This is a genomic window from Cupriavidus sp. 05N38 (genome assembly GCF_056397345.1).
In genome coordinates this window covers 56052-80454 of sequence record NZ_JBFTNF010000029.1, presented here as the reverse complement: position 1 = coordinate 80454, position 24403 = coordinate 56052, and the positions used below count along the sequence as shown (strand labels likewise).

General features: G+C 62.4%; 30 protein-coding genes. 22 read left to right on the top strand and 8 right to left on the bottom strand.

All coding sequences use genetic code 11. The features are described from left to right. Positions 1–2: 2 nt before the first annotated feature. Positions 3–284: an excalibur calcium-binding domain-containing protein gene (locus AC1DK4_RS20935; protein WP_441615943.1), complete on the bottom strand. Its 282-nt coding sequence runs from the start codon at positions 282–284 to the stop codon at positions 3–5. A 160-nt stretch (positions 285–444) separates the two neighbouring features. Here AC1DK4_RS20935 and AC1DK4_RS20930 point away from each other — a divergent pair, with 160 nt between their 5' ends. After that, on the top strand, positions 445–1155 hold the full coding sequence (locus tag AC1DK4_RS20930; RefSeq protein ID WP_441615945.1) for a phospholipase D family nuclease: 711 nt from the start codon (positions 445–447) through the stop codon (positions 1153–1155). 39 nt (positions 1156–1194) lie between these two features. Continuing rightward, entirely contained in the window at positions 1195–1509 is a 315-nt protein-coding gene (locus tag AC1DK4_RS20925) for a hypothetical protein (protein ID WP_477131757.1), read from the top strand. Between the two features lie 12 nt (positions 1510–1521). Here the strand turns inward: AC1DK4_RS20925 and AC1DK4_RS20920 are convergent, their stop codons facing one another. Next, positions 1522–1866, bottom strand: a complete 345-nt coding sequence (locus tag AC1DK4_RS20920) for a hypothetical protein (protein WP_441649681.1) — start codon at positions 1864–1866, stop codon at positions 1522–1524. 328 nt (positions 1867–2194) lie between these two features. After that, positions 2195–2974, bottom strand: a complete 780-nt coding sequence (locus AC1DK4_RS20915; RefSeq protein WP_441615951.1) for an MBL fold metallo-hydrolase — start codon at positions 2972–2974, stop codon at positions 2195–2197. Between the two features lie 56 nt (positions 2975–3030). On the opposite strand from AC1DK4_RS20915, the gene AC1DK4_RS20910 reads away from it, so the two are divergent. Further along, positions 3031–4041 carry a GlxA family transcriptional regulator gene (locus tag AC1DK4_RS20910; RefSeq protein ID WP_441615953.1) on the top strand — a complete coding sequence of 337 codons (1011 nt, stop codon included), beginning with the start codon at positions 3031–3033 and terminating at the stop codon, positions 4039–4041. Positions 4042–4578: 537 nt separating this feature from the next. After that, positions 4579–5070, top strand: a complete 492-nt coding sequence (locus tag AC1DK4_RS20905) for a hypothetical protein (RefSeq protein ID WP_441615955.1) — start codon at positions 4579–4581, stop codon at positions 5068–5070. A gap of 647 nt (positions 5071–5717) precedes the next feature. Here the strand turns inward: AC1DK4_RS20905 and AC1DK4_RS20900 are convergent. The 3 genes from AC1DK4_RS20900 to AC1DK4_RS20890 all read right to left on the bottom strand — a co-directional run bounded on the left by AC1DK4_RS20900 (position 5718) and on the right by AC1DK4_RS20890 (position 7421). Next, the gene (locus tag AC1DK4_RS20900) at positions 5718–6068 is read right to left on the bottom strand and encodes a BrnA antitoxin family protein (protein ID WP_441615956.1); all 351 of its coding nucleotides are present in this window, start codon (positions 6066–6068) and stop codon (positions 5718–5720) included. Beyond that, a complete protein-coding gene (locus tag AC1DK4_RS20895) occupies positions 6052–6216 on the bottom strand; it encodes a BrnT family toxin (RefSeq protein WP_441615958.1) in 165 nt (54 codons plus the stop codon). The genes AC1DK4_RS20900 and AC1DK4_RS20895 overlap by 17 nt, the downstream gene beginning before the upstream one ends. 428 nt (positions 6217–6644) lie before the next feature. Next, entirely contained in the window at positions 6645–7421 is a 777-nt protein-coding gene (locus tag AC1DK4_RS20890; protein WP_477131756.1) for an HNH endonuclease, read from the bottom strand. A gap of 1007 nt (positions 7422–8428) precedes the next feature. Here AC1DK4_RS20890 and AC1DK4_RS20885 point away from each other — a divergent pair. Both AC1DK4_RS20885 and AC1DK4_RS20880 read left to right on the top strand, forming a co-directional pair. After that, complete coding sequence (locus tag AC1DK4_RS20885; protein WP_477131755.1) at positions 8429–9226, top strand: hypothetical protein; 798 nt, start codon at positions 8429–8431, stop codon at positions 9224–9226. A 65-nt stretch (positions 9227–9291) separates the two neighbouring features. Next, on the top strand, positions 9292–9795 hold the full coding sequence (locus AC1DK4_RS20880; protein ID WP_477131754.1) for a hypothetical protein: 504 nt from the start codon (positions 9292–9294) through the stop codon (positions 9793–9795). 107 nt (positions 9796–9902) lie between these two features. Here AC1DK4_RS20880 and AC1DK4_RS20875 read toward each other — a convergent pair whose 3' ends face one another. Both AC1DK4_RS20875 and AC1DK4_RS20870 read right to left on the bottom strand, forming a co-directional pair. Further along, on the bottom strand, positions 9903–10925 hold the full coding sequence (locus AC1DK4_RS20875; RefSeq protein ID WP_477117110.1) for a phage portal protein: 1023 nt from the start codon (positions 10923–10925) through the stop codon (positions 9903–9905). Continuing rightward, positions 10922–12700: a terminase ATPase subunit family protein gene (locus AC1DK4_RS20870; protein WP_477117111.1), complete on the bottom strand. Its 1779-nt coding sequence runs from the start codon at positions 12698–12700 to the stop codon at positions 10922–10924. Before AC1DK4_RS20870 ends, AC1DK4_RS20875 begins: the two co-directional genes overlap by 4 nt. A gap of 141 nt (positions 12701–12841) precedes the next feature. On the opposite strand from AC1DK4_RS20870, the gene AC1DK4_RS20865 reads away from it, so the two are divergent. The 16 genes from AC1DK4_RS20865 to AC1DK4_RS20790 all read left to right on the top strand — a co-directional run bounded on the left by AC1DK4_RS20865 (position 12842) and on the right by AC1DK4_RS20790 (position 24257). After that, positions 12842–13660, top strand: a complete 819-nt coding sequence (locus AC1DK4_RS20865; RefSeq protein WP_477131753.1) for a GPO family capsid scaffolding protein — start codon at positions 12842–12844, stop codon at positions 13658–13660. Positions 13661–13709: 49 nt separating this feature from the next. Continuing rightward, positions 13710–14717: a phage major capsid protein, P2 family gene (locus tag AC1DK4_RS20860; protein WP_477131752.1), complete on the top strand. Its 1008-nt coding sequence runs from the start codon at positions 13710–13712 to the stop codon at positions 14715–14717. Beyond that, positions 14714–15436, top strand: a complete 723-nt coding sequence (locus AC1DK4_RS20855; RefSeq protein ID WP_477117113.1) for a phage terminase small subunit — start codon at positions 14714–14716, stop codon at positions 15434–15436. The genes AC1DK4_RS20860 and AC1DK4_RS20855 overlap by 4 nt, the downstream gene beginning before the upstream one ends. 111 nt (positions 15437–15547) lie before the next feature. After that, positions 15548–16015: a head completion/stabilization protein gene (locus AC1DK4_RS20850; protein ID WP_477117114.1), complete on the top strand. Its 468-nt coding sequence runs from the start codon at positions 15548–15550 to the stop codon at positions 16013–16015. Beyond that, positions 16015–16218: a tail protein X gene (locus tag AC1DK4_RS20845; RefSeq protein ID WP_477117115.1), complete on the top strand. Its 204-nt coding sequence runs from the start codon at positions 16015–16017 to the stop codon at positions 16216–16218. Before AC1DK4_RS20850 ends, AC1DK4_RS20845 begins: the two co-directional genes overlap by 1 nt. An 18-nt stretch (positions 16219–16236) precedes the next feature. Further along, a complete protein-coding gene (locus AC1DK4_RS20840) occupies positions 16237–16626 on the top strand; it encodes a putative holin (protein ID WP_477117116.1) in 390 nt (129 codons plus the stop codon). Next, on the top strand, positions 16623–16955 hold the full coding sequence (locus AC1DK4_RS20835) for a phage holin family protein (protein WP_477117117.1): 333 nt from the start codon (positions 16623–16625) through the stop codon (positions 16953–16955). The genes AC1DK4_RS20840 and AC1DK4_RS20835 overlap by 4 nt, the downstream gene beginning before the upstream one ends. Then, complete coding sequence (locus AC1DK4_RS20830) at positions 16933–17739, top strand: N-acetylmuramidase domain-containing protein (RefSeq protein ID WP_477117118.1); 807 nt, start codon at positions 16933–16935, stop codon at positions 17737–17739. Before AC1DK4_RS20835 ends, AC1DK4_RS20830 begins: the two co-directional genes overlap by 23 nt. Next, the gene (locus AC1DK4_RS20825; protein ID WP_477131751.1) at positions 17736–18242 is read left to right on the top strand and encodes a hypothetical protein; all 507 of its coding nucleotides are present in this window, start codon (positions 17736–17738) and stop codon (positions 18240–18242) included. The genes AC1DK4_RS20830 and AC1DK4_RS20825 overlap by 4 nt, the downstream gene beginning before the upstream one ends. Then, the gene (locus AC1DK4_RS20820) at positions 18239–18685 is read left to right on the top strand and encodes a phage tail protein (RefSeq protein ID WP_477116154.1); all 447 of its coding nucleotides are present in this window, start codon (positions 18239–18241) and stop codon (positions 18683–18685) included. The genes AC1DK4_RS20825 and AC1DK4_RS20820 overlap by 4 nt, the downstream gene beginning before the upstream one ends. Next, positions 18682–19128 (top strand): phage virion morphogenesis protein, encoded by a 447-nt coding sequence (locus tag AC1DK4_RS20815; protein ID WP_477116153.1) that lies wholly within the window; start codon positions 18682–18684, stop codon positions 19126–19128. The genes AC1DK4_RS20820 and AC1DK4_RS20815 overlap by 4 nt, the downstream gene beginning before the upstream one ends. Positions 19129–19204: 76 nt before the next feature. After that, positions 19205–19822: a phage baseplate assembly protein V gene (locus AC1DK4_RS20810; protein WP_477116152.1), complete on the top strand. Its 618-nt coding sequence runs from the start codon at positions 19205–19207 to the stop codon at positions 19820–19822. Continuing rightward, positions 19819–20181, top strand: a complete 363-nt coding sequence (locus AC1DK4_RS20805) for a GPW/gp25 family protein (RefSeq protein ID WP_477131750.1) — start codon at positions 19819–19821, stop codon at positions 20179–20181. The genes AC1DK4_RS20810 and AC1DK4_RS20805 overlap by 4 nt, the downstream gene beginning before the upstream one ends. Beyond that, positions 20178–21089, top strand: coding sequence for a baseplate assembly protein (locus AC1DK4_RS20800; protein WP_477116150.1), 912 nt, complete (start codon positions 20178–20180; stop codon positions 21087–21089). Before AC1DK4_RS20805 ends, AC1DK4_RS20800 begins: the two co-directional genes overlap by 4 nt. Continuing rightward, positions 21082–21699, top strand: coding sequence for a phage tail protein I (locus tag AC1DK4_RS20795; RefSeq protein WP_477116149.1), 618 nt, complete (start codon positions 21082–21084; stop codon positions 21697–21699). Before AC1DK4_RS20800 ends, AC1DK4_RS20795 begins: the two co-directional genes overlap by 8 nt. A 5-nt stretch (positions 21700–21704) precedes the next feature. Next, on the top strand, positions 21705–24257 hold the full coding sequence (locus AC1DK4_RS20790; RefSeq protein ID WP_477131749.1) for a phage tail-collar fiber domain-containing protein: 2553 nt from the start codon (positions 21705–21707) through the stop codon (positions 24255–24257). The last annotated feature ends 146 nt before the right edge of the window (positions 24258–24403 follow it).

The window sequence follows — 24403 nt, the reverse complement described above, 5'->3', positions numbered from 1 at the left end:
ATCTACGAACACTGCAGCGGCGGCGTCTCGCATGGGATGCCATCGTGGTCGCCGTCAATCTTCACGCTCGGGCAGTTGCGCAGGTAGAAACGAGCCTCCTCGCATGAAGTCATCTGGCTGCAGTGCTGCTTCCCCTGGCATTGAAAGACTGGCGAAGCCGCAGGAGGTGCTGTTTTTTCAATCATGGGCAAAGCAGCTTGGGCAGCTTGCTCAACCTTGGGTGATTGCTTGAAGTAGAACCAAGCGGCCGCCGCCGCGACGCAGAGCAATAGAAGCTTGTTCATGTGACCCCTTTTCTTTGTGCGAAGAATGCCACAACCGGACACCGAACGCTGACACTATTGAATGAACTCCGGCCCGAAGCCGCTGGCGTCAGCCTGCCGGGCCGAGCCAGTCGACGGCGCCGAGTGAGATACTGCAAGCCCAAGCCCACGAGAACCACCCATGTACAACAACTACGCCCCGGTGCAGCGCCAGCTGCTGCGTGACGTGTATTGCGTCGAGCCGCCTGCACTCGACGATCCCGCAGAGACCTGGCCGGACTATGCCGCGCCGATCATCGTGGGCAAGTTCGACACGACCAATGCCCGGTCGGAGCCGGTCGGCGAGAAGCGATCGTTCTCCGGCCCGTGGAAGACAATTCGATGCATCGCGCTGGCGGCCCTGCTCGGCAGTCCATCCCTTTCCCATGCCGAACCCAGCATTCAGGTCGGCTTCTCTCCGGAAGGCTCGGCGCGGATGCTGGTGCTGGAGACGATCGGTAGCGCGAAGCGCAGCATCCAGATGCTCGCCTACGCGTTCCAGGCCCCCGACATCATGCAGGCGCTGGTCGATGCCAGGAATCGCGGCGTGGATGTGCGCGTGGTGATCGACAAGAAGCGCAACCTGGGCAAAGTCAGCAATGCGGCCATGGACTTCGTGACCCGCAATGGTGTGGAACTGCGGACCAACGACCATTTCCACATCCATCACGACAAGACGATCATCGTCGACGGCAATACGGTAGAAACGGGCTCTTTCAATTTCGCGCCGTCCGCCGAGACGGCCAACTCCGAAAATGTGGTCGTCATTCGAGACATGCCGGAGGTTTCGCGCCAGTACATCGCGCACTGGCAGTCGCGCTGGGATCTCGGGAAGCCCTATCCCGCGCGCTGACCGGCACCCGCACACCGGAAATCATGAGGAACAAGACTGATGAATGTGTTCGAAGCGTTCACCGAAATTAAACACCTGCCGGCCAGAGAGCGGCTTCTGATCGGCGTGAGCCTGAACAACAGTTTCGCCTGGTCTGCTGGTCGCATCGATGACCCCAGCGTCTCAATCGGCTTTGAATCTGCCGTCACGCGGGCCATCGAAGAGTTCCAGGCTGGAGACAGGCTACTGAGCATCAGGATCATTCCGTCTGGCGGCGGCCATATCGTCGTGGCGATGGGCGCGGAATCGGCCGTAGCCATCATCGACGCCATGACCAAGGGCATAGACCTCATTTCCCAACGCGGCGGAAACTGAGAAACTGCCCGGCTACAGGCACGCGGCCATCGCCGCCATCGCCGCCATCGCCGCCATCGCCGCCCTCAGCCTGATTTCATACCCACTGAAAAATAAAACGAAACCTATGTCAATTAGCCTTCGAATATTGCTTGCTGCGACGCTCACCGCGACCGTTGCTGCCCCCGCGCACGCCGACATGACTGTCAAATTCTTCCGTGCAATGGCCGCAAATCCCGCCATGAACTCGCACACCGACGCCTTTCTGCAAGGCTTGACGGAAGGCGTAACCTGGAGTGCCTCTACCGCGCGGGTGATCAATGGCACGCCGCTATTCTGCATGCCGGGCAACTTGGCGCTGACCAATGACACCGCCAAACAGCTTATCTTGAACAGCCCCCCCGACGTCGACTACGTGACCCCCACATTGCTACGAGAGTTGAGGAAAGCCTTCCCCTGCAGGCCCTAGCATTGTTCTCCGGGTCCGCCAGCCGCGTCCCTTGCTCCGCTGCGTGCGCTCACTGACACGCCGCCACCGCCGCCGCCTTCAGCCTGACCTCATAGCCGGCGCGCAACAGCAACTCGGCCAGCGCGGCGCGGTACCACTCAACGTCGCTGGCCGTCCCCGGAACTTTCACCAGCGGACAGTCCGGCTCCGGGAGCTGATAACCGACGAACTGCTGCTCTCGACCCCAAGGCCAAACCTTCAAGCCGCGAATTCCAAGGCCTCCCCATCCGCGGGAATCCGCAACCTGTCGCCCACGCCTGCACGGGCTGCCGCGACCCTTAGTTCCGCCCGTTGTACGGGGCAATGACTCAGCGCTTCCAGATGATTGGCAACTACTATGCCTTTCAGGGCCTGGGTGAATTCAATCACGTCACCCGTGCCCATGATGATTTCGTCCCCGACGTCGAACTTGGCTCCTCCGGCCGGGATCAGGGAAACCTGGGGTTGAAGGCGCGCGATAAATTCGCGAATTGCGGGTGTAAAAATGGTATCGCCGGAGAGATACAGGCTAGGCTCCCCCGGCATCTCGATTAAGTAGCCGACGCCGTGCTCCATCAACAGTCCAACCATGCCTTTCCCATGCCGGCAAGCCATTGTCCTGATTTTCCCGCCGAGGAATGGTTGCGGTTCTTGATGATTCTCCGCCAGCGGATGTACGTTTAAGCCGCGTTGACGAAGATGCTCCGCATCGTGCGGCGTGCAGATAACGGGAATTTGCCTGCTGCGTAGCCAGTGCTTTCCCATGCGGTCGAGATGGTCGAAATGCCCTTTCTGGCAATGCGTAATCAGGCAATGCGTCACCGATTCCAGCAACGAATCGGTCACCGGCGGCAAATCAACGACGGGATTGCGCTCTCGCTGGCCGAGAAACCTCAGTGGCGGCAATGCGCCTCTTGGTGCCAGCATCGGATCAACCAGGATCGTATAAGCGCCAATCTCGACGACGGCCGTGGCATTGCGGAGTTGCGTTATTTTCATGATCTATCCTTCCTGATGGGAGGAATTCATTGTGTGCTGCGCGTCGCTCTCCTAAAATGGCCAGAACTGACATAAAACGATTATTTTCTGCCATGCCTCCGCCGGCTCCCTTCCGCATCGGTTTGCTGCTGTACCCGGAATGCTTGCCGGCAGGGCTGTTCGCGTTCGCGGATCTTGTTCATGCGGCGAACCGCCGGGCCGGGATGGTTCTCTTCGAGCCGGTGTTTGTAGCGGCCCAGGCGGGCCTTGTCGAATGCGCTCACGGCCATTCGCTGAAAGCCGCGTCCGCGGCTCAAGACGCCTGCCTCAATGCAATACTGATACCCGGGTTCTGGGCTGAATCAGCCTGGCAGATAGCCGGCGCCCTGGCGAAGAATGCGGGCATGATCACGGCTTTGGCCGGCCTGCAAAGAAGCGTGATGATGTGGAGCTACTGCACCGGCGTCTGCCTGGCTGCCGCCACGGGCAGGCTGAACGGGCAAAAGGCGACGGTCACATGGTGGCTGGCCGACATGATGCGAGAGCAGTTTCCCAAGGCCGTTTGGCAAACCGAACGAACCAGTGTTTACAACTTGCGTACTGCGACCGCGTCAGGGGTCAACGGTTATCTGCCGATCGCACAGTCTTTCATAGAAAAGCGGATCAGCAGGGAAGCCTACCGGGATCTGACGAAGCTTATGGTCTTGCCGCGTCCCGAGCGCACTCATCATGCCTTTCAGATGAGGAGTCTGATCGAGCAGCCGGATCGGTTACTGCGCAAGCTGCACATGATTGCGGAACAGATTTCTGCTACTGAGGCGACAGTTGCCCGCCTGGCCCAGGAACTGAACATGACAGAGCGAACCCTGGCCCGGAAAGTTGTTGCCGCGACCGGCTTGCCGGTCGCAAGCTATGTGCGCCGGATAAAGCTCAATCAAGTAAGCGAGCGCCTGATTCATACCTCTGCGCCGGCCAATACGATCAGCGCGGAACTCGGCTTTAGCAGCGACTCCGGGATGCGCCGGATGTTCAAGGACCTGACAGCGCTTACGCCGGCGCAATACCGGCAGGCATTTGGACGATCCTAAATCTCCCCGGAGGAGTGGGCTGCCTCAGTCGGCGGCTGTCGCCCTGGCCACTGCGCTTCACAGTGAAAATGCCCATCGTGGATGTCGAGCTGATTGGCTGCTGTGGCCGGCAGCGGCAGTCCGCCCGCCATCGCGGGCCTGTGGCGCGCTGATGGATGCCGCGCCCGCGCCGCGCGCGTCAGGAGTGAATGCGCTCGCAAAGCTATAGCCGCCGGACCGGCCTTCGGCATTCTGATTGCATGTCCAGTCAAACCCCTCCGAATGAGGGGTTTAGCGGCCACCACTCCGCCCGTTAAGTACCTTGCCGTCGGGATCCGGGGTCGTGGCTGGAATCGCGTCCCTCGCCGGTGGCTCGGCAGTTGCAGCAGCCGCGGCACCTGTTGCACTGGGCGCAGCGGCAGCCTATGGTGTGTACAAGTTCTTCGATTGGCTGACCGGCGACTAGTCTAGATTCCGTGGCCACCTGCGGCTCGTAGGCGCTCCGCCATATCGTGCCCTCGCGCGCATCGGCGCCGCAGCTGCCCGAATTCTCCCCCCATGCAACGCAAGGCCGCGCTCAAGAAGCTGCTGGCCGACGCGCCCCCTGGCCCGTTGTATTTGTCGTTCCCAACTTCGGTAGGGAAAGCCAGTCATTGGCTGGACAGCACAATGACCTCCTATCAGGTAATCAGCCTTACATCTACGAAGTGGAGCCTACAAATGAAACAGATACCCTGCTTGATTCTTGTGCTGTTGGCTGGGACAGCCCAGGCCGGGCCGCGTCTTGGTGCGGCCAGTTATGGCCAAGCCGGCGGCACGTCTGGCTACGGCCAGACTGCCACCATGGGCAGCTACGGTTCTGGCCAGACGCAGGGCTACTCCGCGGGTGGAGTGAACGCCGATCTTGGAAAGCGCTACAGCGCCGCAGGTGCCCGCTCTCGCTCTAAAGGAGACACCGCGACGAGCGATAGCGAAACATCATATTCCCAACCGTCTCTGTATCAGTCGTCGGCCGGCTCCACGCTCCAGCAGCCCAAGACCCAAAAATAACCCACCCCAAGGTGGCTGCGAGCGTCAATCCTTGGCAGGTCTGCCTATCGGGGCAGCACGGGTATCCGGCCTTTGGATGGAGGAATGCTAGAGGGTGCGGAGCACGCTAGTACCTCGGGGCGCCCTGCCATCGATCTCTGTCACCACTGTAGTCCCGATGATCCCCCCAATAGCGATCACCATGATCTGCTCGCCCATCTCCGCCGTAGTACCCCCCGCGGTGCTCGTCTCGATCGGGTGCGACAACGCACCCGCCAAGCAGCGCAACTGATGCGGCAATCAACACAAGAATGGTCTTCATGAGGCTCTCCTAAACACCCTTCGGCTTTTTCCAGCATACGCATCGATCGATCGGCAGAATGTAGGAACTACGTCCTCCCGCAGCGAGGCTTTCTCCTACAGCGAGGTGCTCGCACGATCCGCCGCGAGTACAAGACATTCGGCTTCTGCTGTGGCCTCCGTGGCGGCGCCAAGGGATTCAAACAGGCAGCCTCGCAGGTCGGCAACGTGATCGCCACCTGGAAGTGCATCGGCGGCATCGATGTCGGAGTGGTGGCTTGGAGAGGAGAAACGAATAGCGGCGCTCTAGGCGCCGCTACGGGGACGACCACAGGAAAGAGGCAAGTGGCACGGAGGAAAGCAGCAGGTCAGCCGCGGGGCAGCATGCGGTGGGACTTCGCGTAGGCGCGCAGTACTTCGTTGATACGCGTCTGCCAGCCATCTCCGGTTGCCTTGAATGCGTCGATCACATCGCGGTCGGCTCGCATGTTGAGCGATACCTTGCGCTGGTCTGCCGGCAGCGCCGGCCGGCCGCGCGGCTTGAGCAAGGGCTGCGCTGCCTTCTCACCGATCAGCTTGGGCAGCACTTCCCGCGCGGGTCGCATGCGCGCCAGTTCCTCATCGGTAAGCGGCGGGTTGTCGGGGTCGGATTCCGCCGCGAGTGTCAGCGCCCTGTCCTCGGCTTCGCTAGGGATATGGACACTACGTTTCGTCGACATAGTTCAACACCTGGCGGCGGTTGGCTTTGCGCAGGCTGATGACGCGCATCGTCTCGCCTCGCATTGTGTACACCAGCACATAGACACGCTCACCGATCATGCCTGTAGCGACAAAGCGCGTTTCACCGTACTCGAACCGACTTGCCACTGCCCAAATTCCTTAGGGCCCCGGAGCCAGAGCAAACGCGCTCATCCCGATATTGTGGTGCGCTTGGCACATGGCCATTGTACCGAGCAGGCCGCGCGCCGGCAGACCCGGACGTAGTGCTGGCGTAATTCAAGCGTAATGAGGCGTATTTTCGCGGGTTTTTGTGCGGCTTTCCCGACACGAAAGCGAGGACGTGCAAAATCCTAGAAACCCTTGTGGGGCTTAGGTTTGCGGTCTACTTTGGTGTGGATTTGTGTACTGCGGAAAGGGGTGGGTGGTGCGAGGGAGGGGAAGCAAAAGTGCAGAGAATTCAGTACCTTACGCTGCACTTGGGGAACCACAGGAAACTGGCGATTGAGGTCTTTTCTGACTCGAACCCCACTCCCGCGTCACACTCTCTCCAGTATCGCAGTGTTCCGACCTCGCCTCTACGCTGCGCCTTTCCGAGCCAGGGCCGAAACCTCCTCAACGGTTTTCCACAATCGAGAGGAATGCACCACGCGGTGACAGTTTGCGCAGAGCAGCGCGAGATCCTCAAGCCTTGTCTTTTCCCCTTCAACCAGAGTATGAACCGGCTTCGTGTGGTGAACGTCAATGAGCCCTTCGCCTGCAGGTCCGTACTTCGCTGCGAAATCGAAGCCACAGGCCTCGCAGAATAGGCGGCCGTGCTTCTTGCGCGCGGCCGCCTTCGCCGCCTCGACAAGCTTGCGGCTGCGCTCGCGCAATCTATGCACGCGCGTCAGCACTCGGCCTTCCGCGGCATCCTGGATGTCCGGCTCCTCGGGACCGGCGAGATCGACGCGTAGGGCCTTGTCCTGGACCGCGGCCCTTATGGCCTTGCACACAGATTCAAGCCTGGCCAGGTCCGTTGCATATTCCGACCAGACAACCTCCTCGTCCTTGTTTCCCCGAGTGAGCCCGACCTTCCCTGCCTTCGTGTAGTCGGCGTCGAACCGTCGGAAGTTCATCATCTTCATGTAGRCGCCGTTGGGGTTGCGGTAAGTCTCGGCGTTGGCCGAGCCCAGCACTCGGCCTACCTTATTGAGAAGCGCCGACAGCTCTGCCACCTCAGCACTCTCTTTGCCAGGCGGCGACGCCCTGTGCCTAAGGTAGAGCTGCAAAGCCAGAATGAGCTCGTCGCGCTCCCATCGCGGATTGCGCTTGATACTCGCCGCCCCAGAATCCCCGGATTCATTCGATCCCATAAGATCAATCCCATATCCCGTTTATTTTTCGGCAGTGTAACGCGGCAGACGCCGCCGGCAGCGCGGCCGAGCGCAGTGGGATCGCTCGCTTCGGATAAGGTCATCGAGCGTCGGGATTGGCACGATCCTCTCGATTCGTGCGCGCACGTGATCGCGATCGAGGCGTGAGGAAGCAAATGGATGGAGAGCTGCAGGGACACCGGGCCGACATGGGCAAATCTAAAGTCTGGCGGGGGTCCGGAAAAAGGTAACCTCGGTAACTGGATGCTCGAAAAGTCTCGGAAAGCCTTACCAGACAAGGGATTTCAGCTTTCTGGCTGAAGGTAACATCGGGGTAACTTGGAGGTAATCAGTTACCTTTTTCAAGAGTAACTTCCCTCCTGTCCAATCATCAATAAAATCAAGCACTTAGAAGTAGGTTACCTTTTTGGTTACCCCGAATTACCTTTCAGAGGTAACCATCCGCTCCTTTATAAATCAAGCACTTAGATACGATTTCTGGGGGTAGTTAGCGAAGTTACCTTTTTCCGGAGAGGCCCCCGTATCTCAATTTCGCGGTGCGGAGATGCCCGCGCCAACCTTGCTCATGTGTGCTCTTGGTGGAGCCCCGTCATGTGCCTTTATCCGCATAAATTCGCAAGGCTCCGTGAAGGTTGTCAGAGCGAGTTGCTTTCGCGCGGGCCAGTCCGGACGTTGCACTTGCACCTGCAGAAAAACCACTCGACAAAGCGGGCCGGCGAGGCGGGGTCTCAACCGCGCGGAATCGCAGGAAAAGAGCGAGTCGGCCCACGATGCGGCGCCTTAGGCACACGCCCTTTGACGCACACGGTGCTCGCTCCCACCGCGCCGAAATTCACCTAAGTGACAGCCTTCTCTTGGGGGGGTGACCTAATGTCAATGAGCTGATATGGTCGCTTCCGCTAGCAAAAGTCTTAAAATCAGCATCGCGAAAATAGCCACCTAGCCTCACCCTTTTGCGCGGATCATAATAATGGAGCACGATAACAATGCGGGTCTCTGAATATTTCGACCTTGGCAAGACACAACCATATTTAGATTTTGTCGATATTCGATTAGACACAGACATCGAAGTATTTATTGACCCAAGCGCGCTTCGCACCCTTAAATCCCCATGGGGTCACGAATGCGCCTCACTCGTGCAAAGTTATTTCGAGACCGTTTTACAACGAATTCGCGCCGGCAAAAACCAAGAAGCCCAAAAACTTCTTAGTAGTTTAAATGAACGAAACGAATTTCACCTCGGTTACTCCCGAGGAAAATCGAGGGGACATGCATTTGGTGCAAAATCTGCGGAATCAGTCTGGGGCGCACTATCCAAAAGCCAAGCATCGGTTTCTGGGTTATTGAAGGATCTTGAAGATACCTGCCTCCTCATCGAAGGAATAGGTAAAGATATGATATCCGATGCGGTTTGCAATATTCTTCGGGGCCCATTAATTAGCTACACACAGGATATGTGTGCTTATTATGGAATTCCATTGACACCCGGCGTAGCATCTGGCCCCATTTGGAACCCGCAAGAAGAAGTATGGGAGGATGCGTTCGTTGAACTCCCCACGACCTCAGAAGGAAAAATAATCTTAGTTCCAAAACTTCTTGTGCGGCATAAGCTAAGTTACCGGTATGCGGAATATTACTCGCAGTACCTCCTGCCGGAGATGCAAAAAGAGGAAATCGCAAAGCAATCAAGCCTTGTTTACTTTTTGAAGAACGGCACTCCAAGAGTAACAAAGAGAGCACTGCGGGCCAAGTATGGCGCTGACAAACTTGCTGTTGACCGCTAGAACACGGGGAGATTTCGGAGATCGAAGCGACCGCCCCTCTCGATTGGGATAGCCTAATTCTGGAGTTGAAGAACTGCCCGACTGGGCGCGATCATGCATCAGCTTACGAAAATCTCATCGAAAAAATTCTTTCAGCCATATTTTATCCCGTATTATGCAACCCCAAAAAACAGCATAACATCCATGAAGGCCGAAAACGGATTGATATAACATACACCAACGAAGCCAGAACGGGGTTTTTCCATTGGCTATTACTGCATTATCCTTCTGCCTTCATCTTTGTTGAATGCAAAAATTATGGGAAAGAGGTTGGCAATCCAGAGCTAGACCAATTATCGGGGCGATTCTCCCCAAGTCGGGGCCAGGTCGGCTTACTCGTCTGCCGCACCATCGCGGACGCGAAAAGACTAGCAAAGGGATGCAATGACACTGCCAAGGACCAACGAGGCTTTATAATTGCCTTGACAGACCAAGATATCGAAGCCCTACTATTAGATGCTAAAAACTCCTCCGTTGGGGCCCATAGCTTCCCTCTTCTCAAGGAAAAGTTCACCGCCTTGGTCTCCTAAAGATTAAGTTTCAAATTTTCAGCCAAGCCGGCGCGGTGCCGCTTGGATTGGCCGAACCACCACAAGAAAATCAGAGAACATTCCAGAACCTAGCTCAAGCAAGCTCATCAGTCGGCCAATGAATATGGGCCGAACTTTACAATTTCCACCCCGAGCCATTCGTTGCACTCCCTCAATCGCTCCTGTAGTGGCCCAATCTCATTCCGCGCAAACACCTCCGCCGCCTTCCCCACATCCCCAAAGCCGCCCGTGTTGCTGGGAATAATCCCCATCAACTGCGGCGGCACGCGGTGCGCTGATAGCTGGTCATCCCGCGTCACGTTCTTGATGTTCCAGAACTCATCCTTCGCCGCCACCTCCGACACCGGGATCAGCTGAATTCCCTCCTTCTTGCCCCCCGGCGCGTACATAAACAGATTCCGGAAATTCCCTGGCCCCTTGCTGTTCTTCATCGCCTCGCGCAGTGCATCCACGTCTTCCTGCTTCTGAGCGGCATCCGTCATGTACAGGATGAAGCCGGCATGGCTACCGTTCTTGTAATACCGCCGGCGGAATAGCGTGGCCGACTCATTCAACCAGGTCGCATTGAGTGCCGACAGATATTCCGGCAACCCATACACCTCCTGGTTGATATCCGGCTCCAGCAGATGGAAGACACTCCCCGACTTGAACTCATGCGGCGTCTGCCAGTTCTGCACGAACCAGTAGCGATTGAGGTCCACGCCACGCCGCACGTACTTGGCCAAGGCCGGCTCAAGGCTGACGGGCTTACCTAGCGCATTGTCTCGGCGCTCCAGGTAGGAATTGCCAAAGATCAGGAAGTCCAGCACCCACCGTGAAAACGCCGAGCGCGACAGCAGCTTGTGTGGCACAAAGGTAGACACCAGGATGTTCCGCTTCACATAGATCGGCGAACTGTGATGCACAGCCGCGCGGAACGACCGCGCCAACCCATCCCAGGACAGCGGTGGCTCGAACCACTTCCCCGAGCGCAAGCACTCCACATAGTCGAGCAGCTCGCGCCGGTCCAGCACGGCAACCGGATCGCCAAACGTGAAAGCCTCCACCGACGATGCCGGCGTGGCGTGCGATTCAACAGGCGCCGGGCGGCGTGCTTTCCTTCGACTCATGACAACTCCATAATGCTTGAATTGGTAGTAGTAACGCCTTCGAGCGGCTCGTGCGAAAGCGCATGCATGCAGGCCCACGCGAGATCCGCGTGGCTGGTTTCCTCTGAGCGGCCGGCCTGGTACGTGACCCTCCCGCCAGCGGCGGTGGTAGTTTTCTTGATGGACATGAAGGATGCGGCGAAGTCCGTCCAGCCGGCGTCGAACTCCAACCGGCCCTTGCTGATGACATCGTTCGCCTTGAGCACCAAGCCAGTCTTGACGTCGACCGAATACGTGAAGCCCTCGGCCCCGGGAAAGAACTTCTGCGCCAGCTTGAACACAGCATCGCCGATCCCAGTGCGGTCGATACCGATGTAGCTCACGTTGTAGCGCTCGGTAACACGCTGGATGGCGGCAGCCTGCTCTTCATAGTCGATGCCGCGGAACTGGTGCTTCTCCAGCACGCGGAACTTGCCGCCGGCCACCAGCGGGGGCGCCACGACCACCAGCGCGGCGCTGTCGCCACCGCCGCCATTCGGGTCATAGCCTACCCACACCTCGCGGTTGCCGAATGGCCGCGGCGACCAGTGTCGGAAGTCTTCCCACACCTCCCAGCTATCGACCATGCAGCGCATCATCACGGACAGCGGGAACACGGAGGCGTTGTCATCGATGAACCCGCACATCAGCAGGTTCTCGAAATCGGCATCGCTGTACTCGAGGCGGAGCTGGTCCAGGTCGAACAGATTGCAGCCACCGCGCACCGCGTCCTCGACGGTGACGATCTGACGCCACTGCCCATCGCCGCACCGCTTGCCATGCTGCAGCCTGGCGTGGTCGATATCGACCTGTACCCGGGTCTCCTTCTTCCGTCCACGATTGAAAAGCGCGCCGGACCAGAACGGATAGGCCTCGTGCGCCAGGCTGGATGGCGTGGAGAAATAGGTTTGCCTCCACCTGGCATGAATAGCCATCCCAGACGCTACCTTGCGCAGTTCCTGGAAGCGCTGAATCCAGAAGTACTCGTCCAGGTACAAGTTGCCGTGGTAGCTCTGTGCCGTGCGCGCATTGGTGCCAAGGAAATACAACGTGGCGCCATTCGGCAGCACAATGGGATCGCCCCGCAACTCCACGCCGGCGGCATCCCGCGCGAACTGGATGATGTACTGCTTAAAGACGTGCGCCTGCGCCTTGCTGGCGGAGAGGAAGACCTGGTTGCGCCCGGTGGTCAGCGCGTCGATGAACGCCTCCCGCGCAAAGTACCAGGTAGCGCCAATCTGCCGGCTCTTCAGGATGTTGCGGATACGCTCGGTTAGACCCGCCTCATACCAACCCTTCTGGTAGCCGAACAGCGAATCCATGAAGGCTTCGACCAGTTGAACCTGCTGTTCCTCGCTCACCGCATTGCGCTCGGGCGCTTTCCTTGGCGCCTTGTTCCGATTCGCTACTTTCGGGTTCAGATCCGCCTCGCTGCCACTGACCTCGTAGCGCCGGACGCGCGCAAGCCGCTCCATCTGCCGGCCCAGCAAGTCAATCTCCTTGAAGTCCTTCCCCTCCTTCGTTTCCTTGGCGATCAACTGCGCCATGCGCGCCTCAATGCAGGTGCTGACCCGCTCGACAGGGTCCGCCGAATCCCAAGCATCGCGCCGCTTCCAGCTGTAGACGGTGGCCGCGGTGATGCTCAGCATCTCGGCGATGCGCGCAATGCGATAGCCCTGCCAGTAAAGCGCCCGAGCGCGTCGGCGAGGGTCCATCACCGCTTCGGCAGGAACTATTGAGAGGGCTTGCGTATCCATGCCGCCACGCTACCTGCCGCGCGCACGCGTGCCACGTCGCTCATGTTGTGTAGGCCCCAGCCACAACGCATCGACATTGCCCGCGCGTGCCACGCCGCACAAGATGGCAGCACCACGACGCATCGCCAACACGAGGACACCATGGCCGCCAAGACCAAGTTTTTTCGCATCGCTACCGAAGGCGCAACCAGCGATGGCCGCACCATTGACCGCGACATGCTGGTGCAGATGGCTACCAGCTACGAGCCCAAGACCTATGGCGCGCGCGTCAACCTGGAGCACATCCGCGGCTACGACCCGAGCGGCCCGTTCAAGGCCTATGGCGACGTTGTCGCGCTGAAGACCGAGGAAGAAAATGGCAAGCTCGGCCTGTACGCCCAGATCGACCCAACCGCCGAGCTGGTGGCACTCAACAAGGCCCGCCAGAAAATCTACTGCTCCATGGAGGTCCGCCCCGACTTCGCCGACACAGGCGAGGCCTACCTGGTCGGCCTGGCTGTCACCGACAACCCCGCCAGCCTGGGCTGCGAGATGCTGCAATTCAGCGCCAAAGCCAAGCAGAGCCCGCTGACCGAGCGCAAGCAGGACCCGGACAACCTCTTCTCCGAGGCCGTGGAGATCGCTCTCGAATTCGAACCCGAGCAGACGCCTGTTGCGCTCAAGCCCGGCGTCGCGGCCAGCATCAAGAAGCTGTTCGCTAGGCAGCAGGACACCGACGCTAGCAACGCCGACATGCAGGAAGCGGTGCAAACCATCGCGCAGCAGTTGCAGGCACTCGGCGAGCAGTTCTCCGCCGCCGTCGACGGCATCAACCAGCAACTTGCCCAGCTCAAGACGGACCAGGACAAGGACAAGGAAGCCTTCTCCGCACTGAAGGGGTCGCTGGAAAAGACCGAAACCTTCGCCCGCCGCCCGGCCGCCACCGGCGGCAGCGGCGACACCATCAAGACCGACTGCTGACCCGGCCTCCGGCCAGCGCATTCCACCACATCCAACCGGAGCCACCACAATGCGTAACGACACCCGCGTCCTGTACGAGCAGTTTGCCGACACCATCGCCCAGCTCAACGGCGTGCAACGCGTCGACCGTAAGTTCTCGGTCGAGCCCAGCGTGCAGCAGACGCTTGAGGCCAAGATCCAGGAATCCAGCCAATTCCTCAACTCGATCAACGTCTACCCCGTCCTGGAACTCGAAGGCGAGAAGATCGGCCTGGGCGTGTCCGGCCCGGCCGCCAGCACCACAGACACGTCCAAGCGTGATCGCCAGACCAGCGACCTCACCACCCTCGACGACCGCCGGTACCGCTGCGAGAAGACCGACTCCGACACGCACATCACGTACCAGAAGCTGGACGCCTGGGCCAAATTCCCCGACTTCCAGACGCGCATCCGCGACGCCATCATCAAGCGGCAGGCACTCGACCGCATGATCATCGGCTTCAACGGCGTGCGCCGCGAAGCAGACTCCGATCGCGCCGCCAATCCGCTGCTGCAGGACGTCAACAAGGGCTGGCTGCAACACATGCGCGAGCAAGCACCGCAGCGCGTCATGAAGGAGGGCAAGAGCGCCGGCAAGATCGTCGTCGGCACCAAGGGCGACTACGCCAATCTGGACGCCCTGGTGTTCGACCTGGTCAACGAGATGCTGGAGCCCTGGTACCAGGAAGACCCCGACCTGGTGGTTATCTGCGGCCGCAAGCTGCTGGCCGACAAGTACTTCCCAGTGGTGAACAAGAACCGCGAACCCTCGGAGACCCTGGCCGCCGACCTCGTCATCGCGCAAAAGCGCATTGGCAACCTGCCAGCTGTACGCGTGCCCTACTTCCCTGCAGCTGGCCTGCTGGTGACCAAGCTGGAGAACCTCTCGATCTACTACCAGTCTGGCGCTCGCCGCCGCACCATCATCGACAACGCGCGCCGCGACCGGATCGAGAACTTCGAATCCAGCAACGACGCCTACGTCATGGAGGACCTTGGCTGCGCCACCATGGCCGAGAACATCGAGGTACTGGAATGAGCAGTCCGGCCCGCCATCACTTCCTGCGCGTCTCCGCGGCCAACGCAGAAGCCATCGAGCAGGCCGGGAATCCGCTGCGCCACGCCACCGGCCACGAGCTTATGCTGGCGCAGCTGGCGGACCACAAGCGCCAGCTCAAGCTGGTTCAGTCCATCGAACGCAAGGCCGAACTCAAGCGCGTGCTGCTGCCCGAGTACGCGGCCTGGATCGAAGGCGTGCTGGAAGCCGACACCGGCGCGCAGGACGAGGTCTTCATGACCGTCATGGTCTGGTTCATCGATATCGGCGATTTCGCCGGCGCCCTGCCGATGGCGATCTACGCCATCCGCCACCAGCTCGCGATGCCCGACCAGTACCAGCGCACCACCGCGTGCCTGATCGCCGAGGAGTACGCCACCATGGGGCTCAAGGCGGCCGAGGCCGGCCAGGCTGTCGACGTGGACACGCTAGTCGCGGTGCTGAACCTGACCGCCGACCAGGACATGCCAGATCAGGTGCGTGCCAAGCTGCAGAAGGCCGTCGGCTACGCACAGCTAAGCGTCATCGACGCCAGCCCGCTCGACGTACAGCGGCGCTACCGCGCTTTCGCTCTCAGCTCGCTCAAACGCGCCCTGGAACTCCACGACAAAGTCGGCGTAAAAAAAGACATCGAAAAGCTCGAGCGCGAGCTGAAGAACGCGGCCCCGGCCGACTCCCGAGAGGGAGTCGGCAAGGGCTGACCCCGAGCGTGACCCCGCGCACCAGGCGGCACGGGGCGGCCTCACGGCGCGCAGCGATGCGGGTCCGGCCCGGCCACCCCGTCCACCGCCTTCACCCTGCCAAGGCACACCATGTCTTCCTTCATCGCCACCGCGCCGGCCAAGGCCGGACAAGAGCGGATCCGCAACGATGGCTTCTTCCCCGACATCGATGTCGACCTCGCCATCGCCGCCACGCGCCTCGATGGCACCGTGACCCCTGAGCGGCTGCGTGGCGCGCTGGTGGAAGCCGCCCTGTCGGTCAACGAAGAACTGGCAGCCTGGAAGGCCGCACAGAGCGCGGCAGGCCACGCCACCCTGGACGCGGTACCCGCGCCGCGGATCGACGACACCTCCGCCCACATCCACCGCTACCTGCGCGCGGTGTTCTGCAGCGCCAGGGCCGCCCTGATCGAGCGCTACCGGGACTATGACGCCACCGCCGCCGGCGACAAGGCTGCGGAGGCGCTGATGCAGGCCGTCGAAGATTTGCGCCGCGACCGGCGCTGGGCCATCAGCGACCTGCTCGGCATCCCCCGCAGCACCATCGCGCTGATCTGATGCGCGTGCGAGCCATGCAGGGCGACACCGTCGACGTCATCTGCCAGCGCATCTACGGCCGCACCGCCGGCGTGACCGAGGCGGTGCTGGAAGCCAACCCGGGCCTGGCGGATCTGGGCGCCGTGCTGCCCCACGGCACCGAGATCGAGCTGCCCGACACCCCGCCGCAGCCCGCCATTGCGCGCGTGCAGCTATGGGACTGACCACAAGGACAAGACACCATGACCGAACCCATCGCCGCCAGCAGCACCGCCGCCGTCGCGGTGACCGCCGCCGGCGCCATCTCTCTCCTGCCCAGCGTCGACGCCGCCACCGTGCTGGGCGCATTCGCCGGCGCCGCCGTCTTCGCGCTCAATTCGGATGAGCTCTCGATCTCCAAGAAGCTAGCCTTCCTGGTGCTCTCCGTGGTCGCCGGCTGCCTCTCGGCGCCGCTGGCCGCGGCGCTGATCGCCAAGGTGCTGCCGGCGGATGCCGAGGTCGACCTCGGCGTGGGCGCCCTGGTGGCATCCACCGTGGTGGTCAAGCTGCTCCTGTCGCTGATCCGCCTAGCCGACCACTCCGACAAGATCCTCGCCCTGCTCCGGGGCGGCAAACAAGGAGAACCCAAGTGAAACTCCTCTTCGCCATGCAGGCCCTGCTCTGCGCCCTGATCGCCCTGCGGCTGCTGTTCTTCCAGCGCGACGGCGCCGAGCACCGGCCCTGGGCGGCGCGGCTGGCCTACGTCCTGATCGTGCTCGCCGGCACCGCCGTCATCGGCGTGCTGTTCGCCCGCTACGCATGGGCGATGCTCGCCCAGGTCGGCCTCAACCTGATCCTGTGCGCGGCCGTCTTCGCACAGCGCGGCAACGTGGTCGAGCTGTTCCGCATGGGCGCCGGCGACGGCTCCCGATTCGTTCGCTTTCTCCGGAGATCCTGCCATGACCGTCCTGCGGCGCGGTGACAACGGCGCCCAGGTGCGCGAACTGCAGCGCCTGCTGAACCTGCGCGGCGCTGCCCTGCCCATCACGGCGCATTTCGGCGTGGAGACCGATGCGGCGGTCCGCGCGGCCCAGCAGCGCTACGGCCTGGTGGTCGATGGCCTGGCCGGCCCGAAGACGATCCTGGCGCTCCAGGTCGACGGGCGCCAGCCCAGGCATCTGGCAGCAACCGACCTGGTGCGCGCAGCAGAAGCGCTCGGCGTACCGCTGGCCACCGTGCGCGCGGTCAACGAGGTCGAGAGCCGCGGCACCGGCTTCCTCGAAGACGGGCGCCCCGTCATCCTGTTCGAGCGCCACATCATGTACCGCCAGCTGCGCCAGACGGGGCGCGACGCGGATGCACTCGCACGTCAGTACCCGAACCTGGTCAATCCGGCGCGTGGCGGCTATGGCGGCGGCGCCAGCGAGCATGCGCGCCTGGCGCGCGCCATGGAGCTTGAGCCCGCCTGCGCGCTCGCCTCGGCAAGCTGGGGTCTGTTCCAGATCATGGGCTTTCACTGGGAACTGCTGGGCTACGCCAGCGTGCTGGTGTTCGCCGATGCCATGCGTTTGAGCGAAGCCGCCCAGCTCGACGCCTTCGTGCGCTTCATCCTCGCTGATCCGGCCCTTCACAAGGCCCTGAAAGCGCGAAAGTGGCCGACCTTCGCCAGCCTGTACAACGGGCCGGCCTACCGCGACAACCTGTACGACGTCAAGCTCGCCCGCGCCTTCGCCCGCTACGACGCCGAATCCAAGGAGGCGGCATGAACCGCACGCTCTCCGTCGCCCTCGCCTTGCTCGCCACGCTGGCCGCGGTCGCCACCCTCGGCGCCTGGGCCACGCAGCGCTACCAGCGCGCACAGCAACGCGCCGACGCAGCCGAGCGCACGGTGGCCAGCCTGCGCAGCCAGCTCGATAGCACCGCCACGGCCGCCGTCACGGTGACGCGCTATGTCGACCGTCTCGAGACTATCCGCATCAAGGGCGACACCCTCATCAAGGAGATCCCGCGCTATGTCACTCCCCAAGCTGATGCCGCTCGCACTGTGCCTGTCGGTTTTGTCCGCCTGCACGACGCTGCCGCCGCCGGCAGCCTGCTCGATCCAGGTGCCGGCGCTGCTGATGCGACCCCCTCGGGTCTTGCGCTCTCTGCCGTCGCCGGTACCGTCGCCGGCAACTACACAGCCAGCCTCGCAAACGCCGAGCAGTTGACGGAGCTGCAGGCGCTGCTGCGCAGCCAGGGTGCCGCCATCATCGGAGCCGCACCATGATGAAGCCCAACAACCTGCGGGCCGCCCTCACCGAATCCCTGCCCGAGCTGGCGCGCAACCCGGAGAAGCTGCACATCTTCGTGGACGAGGGCCGCATCGTGGCCACCGGTGGCAAGACGCTCTCGTTCGAGTACGTCTACACGCTGACCACCATCCTGACCGACTATGCCGGCGGCGCCGATACCGTAATAGTGCCGGTGCTGGCCTGGTTGCGCGTGAATCAATCGGAGCTGTTCTTCAACCCGGACCGGCGCGAGACCGGCTTCAAGTTCGAGGTGGACATCCTCAACCACACCACCGTCGACATCGCCATCAAGCTGGCCCTGACCGAGCGCGTGACGGTCCGGGTGGTGGACGGCCAGTACCAGATCGCGCACCAGCCGGAGCCGGTCAACGAGTACGACGATCCCGCCACCTGGCGCGCGGCGCCGCCCTCAGCATGAGCGACTTCCACGAGCTGGAGACCTGGGCCGGCGCCTTCCTGTCCAATCTCGACGCGCCGGCGCGCCGGGCGCTCACGCGCGCGGTGGCGGCCGAGCTGCGCCGCCGACAGGCGCGCCGCATCGCCGAGCAACGCAACCCTGACGGCTCGGCCTACGAGCCGCGCAAGCCGCAGCTCCGGCTGCGCCCCGGGCGCGTGCGGCGTGCCATGTTCGCGCGCCTGCGCACTACGCGCTTTCTCAAGACCGAATCCGATCCCAACACCGCGGTGGTGAGCTTCGCCGACCGCGCGCTGCGCATCGCCGCCGTCCACCAGTTCGGCCTGCGTGATCGCGTCAACAAGGCCGGCCTCGAAGTGCAGTACGCCAGGCGCGAGTTGCTGGGCTTCGATGCCTCGGACGTGTCGAGCATCACCGACCTGGTCATCGCTCACCTGACCCGCTGACTGCTGGCTGTTGTGCCGCACGCGCGCACAACACCGCGCGCGTGACCACCCCGCGCGCGCACGGCACGCTGCGGGTATGGACACCACTGAACTCGCCCGCCTCCTCGAAAACCTGCTGCGCCTCGGAAACGTCTCCGATGTGCAGCCCGGCTTGCCCCCCCGCGTCCGCGTGAGAAGCGGCGGCATCGAGACGGATTGGCTGCCGTGGATCGAGCGGCGCGCCGGCAAGACGCGCACGTGGAACCCGCCGACCATCGGTGAACAGGTCCTGCTGCTGTGCCCAAGCGGCGACCTGCGCAACGGCATCGTGCTCTGCGGCATTCCTACCGACGCCGGCGACGTGCCGAGCCACAGCCTGGATGAGACCGTCACGCTGTACCCCGATGGCGCCCGCACGCTCTACAACCATGTCACCGGCAACTTGACTGTCACTGGCATCAGGACCGCCGTGCTAGACGCGGCCGTCAGCGTCCTGGTGAAGTGCCCCGAGACGACCTTCGACGGCGCCGTGATCGTGAAGGGCCTGCTGTCTTACCAGAGCGGTATCGCCGGCACGGGCGGCGTCCACGGCAACAGGATCACCGGCGACTTCACCCACGAAGACGGCAAGCTGTCCTCCAACGGCGTGGTGGTGCACACGCACAAGCACGGCGGCGTCCGCCAGGGCAACGAAAGTTCGGGAGGCCCGCAATGAGCTACGTAGGCATGAGCGCCACGTCAGGCCGCAAGCTGGACGACCTCGCCCACATCAGGCAGTCCATCCGCGACATCCTGACTACGCCGGTCGGCTCGCGCGTGATGCGCCGCAACTACGGCTCCCTGGCTCCCCTGTTGATCGACCAACCGCTTAACGGCGCCACGCGCCTGCGCGTCATGTCTGCCGCAGTCACTGCGCTGGTGCGCTGGGAGCCACGCGTGCGTATTACCTCCACCACCGTCGAGCTTGGCGAGGCCGGGGAGCTTTATGTCGCCGTGGAAGCTGATCGCATCGACGGCCCCCGCCGTGAAGCCGCCGGCCCCATGAGAATCTCCCTGCGGGAAGGCCCCGTATGAGCAGCGTCATCGACCTTTCCCGCCTGCCGCCGCCGGACGTCATAGAGACGGTGGACTTCGAGGACATCCTCAGCGAGCGCAAGGCGTACTTCGTTGCCCTGCATCCCGCGGAGGAACAAGCCGACGTCACGGCGGCGCTGGCGCTTGAATCGGAGCCCATCGTCAAGCTGCTGCAGGACAACGCCTACCGGGAAATGGTGTGGCGGCAGCGTGTGAATGACGCCGCGCGCGCATTGATGCTCGCCTTTGCCAAGAAAAGCGACCTCGACCAGCTCGCAGCGAACTTTAGCGTGCAGCGGCTCACCATCAAGCCAGCAGACAACACCACGGTGCCGCCGACGCCGGCCGTGATGGAAAGCGACGAGGCGCTTCTGGAGCGCACGCAGATGGCCTTCGAGGGCCTGTCCGTGGCCGGCCCGCGCGAGGCATACAAGTTCCACGCGCGCTCGGCAGACGGCCGCGTTGCCGACGCCAGCGCCATCAGCCCCCAGCCGTGCGAGGCGGTGGTCACGATCCTGAGTACCGCCGAGGATGGCGCGGCCGAGGCCGACCTGCTGCCCATCGTCGAGGCCGCACTGAGCGATGAAGACGTGCGCCCGGTCGCCGACCGTCTCGCTGTGCAACTGGCGCACATGGTGCCGTACCGCATACGCGCCACCTTGTACCTGGAGCCCGGCCCGGAAGCCGAGCCCATCCTGCAGGCAGCCGGCGAGAACGCCGATGCCTACCGGAAGGCGCGGCGGCGGCTCGGCCGAGACATCAACCGCTCGGCCATCACCGCGGCGCTGCACGTTACCGGGGTCCAAAAGGTCGACCTCCTCGAGCCGGCCGAGGATATCGCGCTGGATGAAACGCAGGCGGGCTACTGCGAGAGCGTGGAGATCATCAACGGGGGCACGCGTGCGTAGCGGTTCCCTGCTGCCTCCGAACGCCACGGCGCTGGAGCGCAACGCTGCGCGCGCGACGGCGCGCATCGAGCGCGTGCCGGTGCCCCTGCGCACCCTGTGGAACCCGGCCACGTGCCCGGCCAACCTCCTGCCTTTCCTGGCATGGGCGTTCTCGGTGGATCGCTGGGACCCCGCCTGGCCACTCGCCACGAAGCGGGCCGTCACGGCCAACTCGTACTTCGTCCATCGCAAGAAGGGCACCATCGGCGCCCTGCGTCGAGTCGTGGAGCCGGTGGGCTATCTGATCCGCGTCATCGAATGGCATCAGACCACGCCGCCCGGAGTAAGGGGCACGTTTGCGCTTGACATTGGTGTGCTCGATACCGGCATCACCGAGGGCATGTACGACGAGCTAGAACGCCTGATCGACGACACGAAGCCGCTGACGCGACACCTGACCGGCCTGGCCATCGCGGTGAAATCCCGCGGCGCCGTGTGCCTGGTGGGCGCGGCCGCGCTGGCCGACGCGCTGACCGTCTACCCCTGCACCCCAACCGAAGTCACTGCTGGCGGTGCGATCCGCGCGGCCAGCGCCACGCACGCCATCGAAACGCTCACCGTACATCCCTGAAAGCCATGCCACAACAATACTTCTCGATTCTCACGGAAGCCGGAGAGGCCGCGCTCGCACGCGCCACTGCCAACGGCGAACAGGTGCGCTTTGTCGAATTGGCAGTCGGCGATGGTCTGGGCGACCTGCCCATTCCCCACCGCCAGCAAGACGCGCTTGTCAACGAGGTCTATCGCGCGGCGCTCAACAACCTCACGCAGGACCCGATAAATCCCTCGCAGTTCATCGCAGAGATGGTGCTCGGAGCGGACCTGGGGGGATGGTGGGTTCGAGAAATGGCGCTGATCGACGAACGGGGCATCGTGTGCGCTGTCGCCAACTGCCCGCCATCCTACAAACCGCGACCCATCGAGGGCGCGGCCCGCACCCTGCGGGTGCAGATGGTCTTCCTGGTGACCAGCGTTGAATCGGTGGCGTTGCACATTGACCCGAACGCGGTGCTAGTGACCCGCGAGTATCTCGACCAGGCGATCGACACACTGGCGTCCAGCGCAGTGCGCAAAGACGACCTGGCGAACATCGAAGACCCGGCCAAGGCGGACGCATTGATTGCGGTCCGCCAGCCGTTTTCCGGAGCGGTACCACGCACCCAGCACGACAAGAATGCGGAGTCCGTCAGCGCCGTGGATTTTGGTGCTGTAGGTGATGGCGTAACGAACGACACCGAGCGGTTCTTGCTGTTCGAGACGGGCACGACTGGCGCCTATGTCGATCTGCTCAACAGGGTGTATTGCGTAGACGAGCCGCCCACGGGGAATCACTACTTCAACGGGCGCTTCGTGCGCGCGGAGGACGGCTATGTCTTCGACTCGCACCAGGGCGACCAGGTCAGGGTCGGAAACCACAATGTACTGATCGGCGGAGGTGCCGGCGCCTTGATGCCGGTGTACGTGGAGTACAAGGGAGAGCAGCGCGCCTATGCGGTCGTGGCCATCGGACACGATGCGCTCGGTAGCAGCTTGCAGGGGATTTCCTGTATCGCCATCGGCCACGGCGCATTGCGCCATCTGCAATATGGCCGATACAACGTCGCCGTTGGGCTGGAATCACAGTTCTGCTGTGATAGCGATGACAACGCGAGCTCGCGCGGCACGCGCAACACGTCCATCGGCGACAACTCGCTGCGTTTCAACCGGGTGGGAAGATCGAACAATGCGTTCGGCCGCAATGCAGGACAGTCGATCACCGATGTCGACTACTCCTGTGCATTTGGCGCAGCAGCCCAGGCAGGCTACGCTCCGCTGGGCCTTGACGATCTGACCATCGAGAACCAGACACCGATCACGGCCGGCTCGCAAACGCATGTGGGCGTCAACGCGGGCATCTACTCCAACGCGGTGGGCAATACCTGCGTCGGCACCGACGCCGGGCGCAACGTTAAACAGGGCACGCTCGTCGCAGTGGGCTACCAGGCCGGCGCGTTGATTGAGACAAACGTCAGCCATGACGGGCGCCAGCTCGTCTACGGATCGCTGCATGGCAGCTATTCCTGGTCGGGCGGAGTCGTGGTCGTCGCCGTGCCGGGGCACGGTCTGGCGCCTGGGTGGCGGGTCAAGATCACGCTGGGCGCGCACGAGGCCAGCTACATGCATATTGCGACGGTGCCGGATGCCGATACGCTGACGTTTGTTACCGCGTATCGGCCCCGCGGCGACGGCGTTGAGGTTAGCGACGCCACGATCTCCGAGTGGATCACAGACACGCCGGTGACACCGGTGACTGGCGTCATCGCGATCGGGCGAAAGGCACTCGCACAGGGCGACAATTGCACGAACAGCATTGCCATCGGCGAGGTGTCCCAATTCCGCAGCCGGGGCGAATTCAACGTTTCAATGGGCAATCTGACTCTCTATCTCAACGAGACGGGAAGTCGGAATACGGCGATGGGCTATTACGCGCTGCGCGCCAATGTGAGCGGCAACGACAATGTCGCGCTCGGCGTGCATGCGGCGGAGGCCAACGTCACTGGTGCGCGGATCACGGCAGTTGGCGTGCGTGCACTCAAGTACGCCAGCGATGGCTCGTTGGCTACCGCATTCACCAACGTGGCCGGCCTCGGATCCGACACCCGGGTATCTGGTAACAACCAGGTCCAACTCGGAGATTCCGCCACCACCGTCTATGCCTTTGGCTCTGTACAAAATCGCTCCGATGGGCGTGACAAGGCAGATGTGCGAGACACGCTGCTCGGGCTGGCGTTCATTGAGGCACTGCGCCCCGTCGATTTCCGGTGGGACGCGCGAGACGACTACATCGAGACGTTTGAAGTACAAACCGGCGAAGACGCCGATGGCCTTCCCATCATCGTGTCCCGCGTGCGTCATCTAGCGAGGGACGGCAGCCGCAAGCGCGCACGCTACCACCATGGACTGATCGCGCAGGATGTCAAGGTGGCGGCAGACTCCCTGGGGGTGGACTTCGGCGGCTACCAGGATCACGCCGTCGGCGGGGGTAACGATGTGTTCTCCATCGGCTACGTGGAGCTGATACCCGTCCTGATCAAAGCTGTGCAGGAGCTCTCCGCGGAAATCAGGGAGTTGAAACAGCATGGCAAATAAGCGTACCTACTGCACCGGCTGGACGAATGCGCCAGAGGATGTCAATTCGTGCTGCCATCAGCATGACCGCGACTATGGGAGCCGCGGTACGGTGTCACGCGCGGAGGCTGACCGACGCCTTCGCCAGTGCGTCGCCGCGGGCGGTC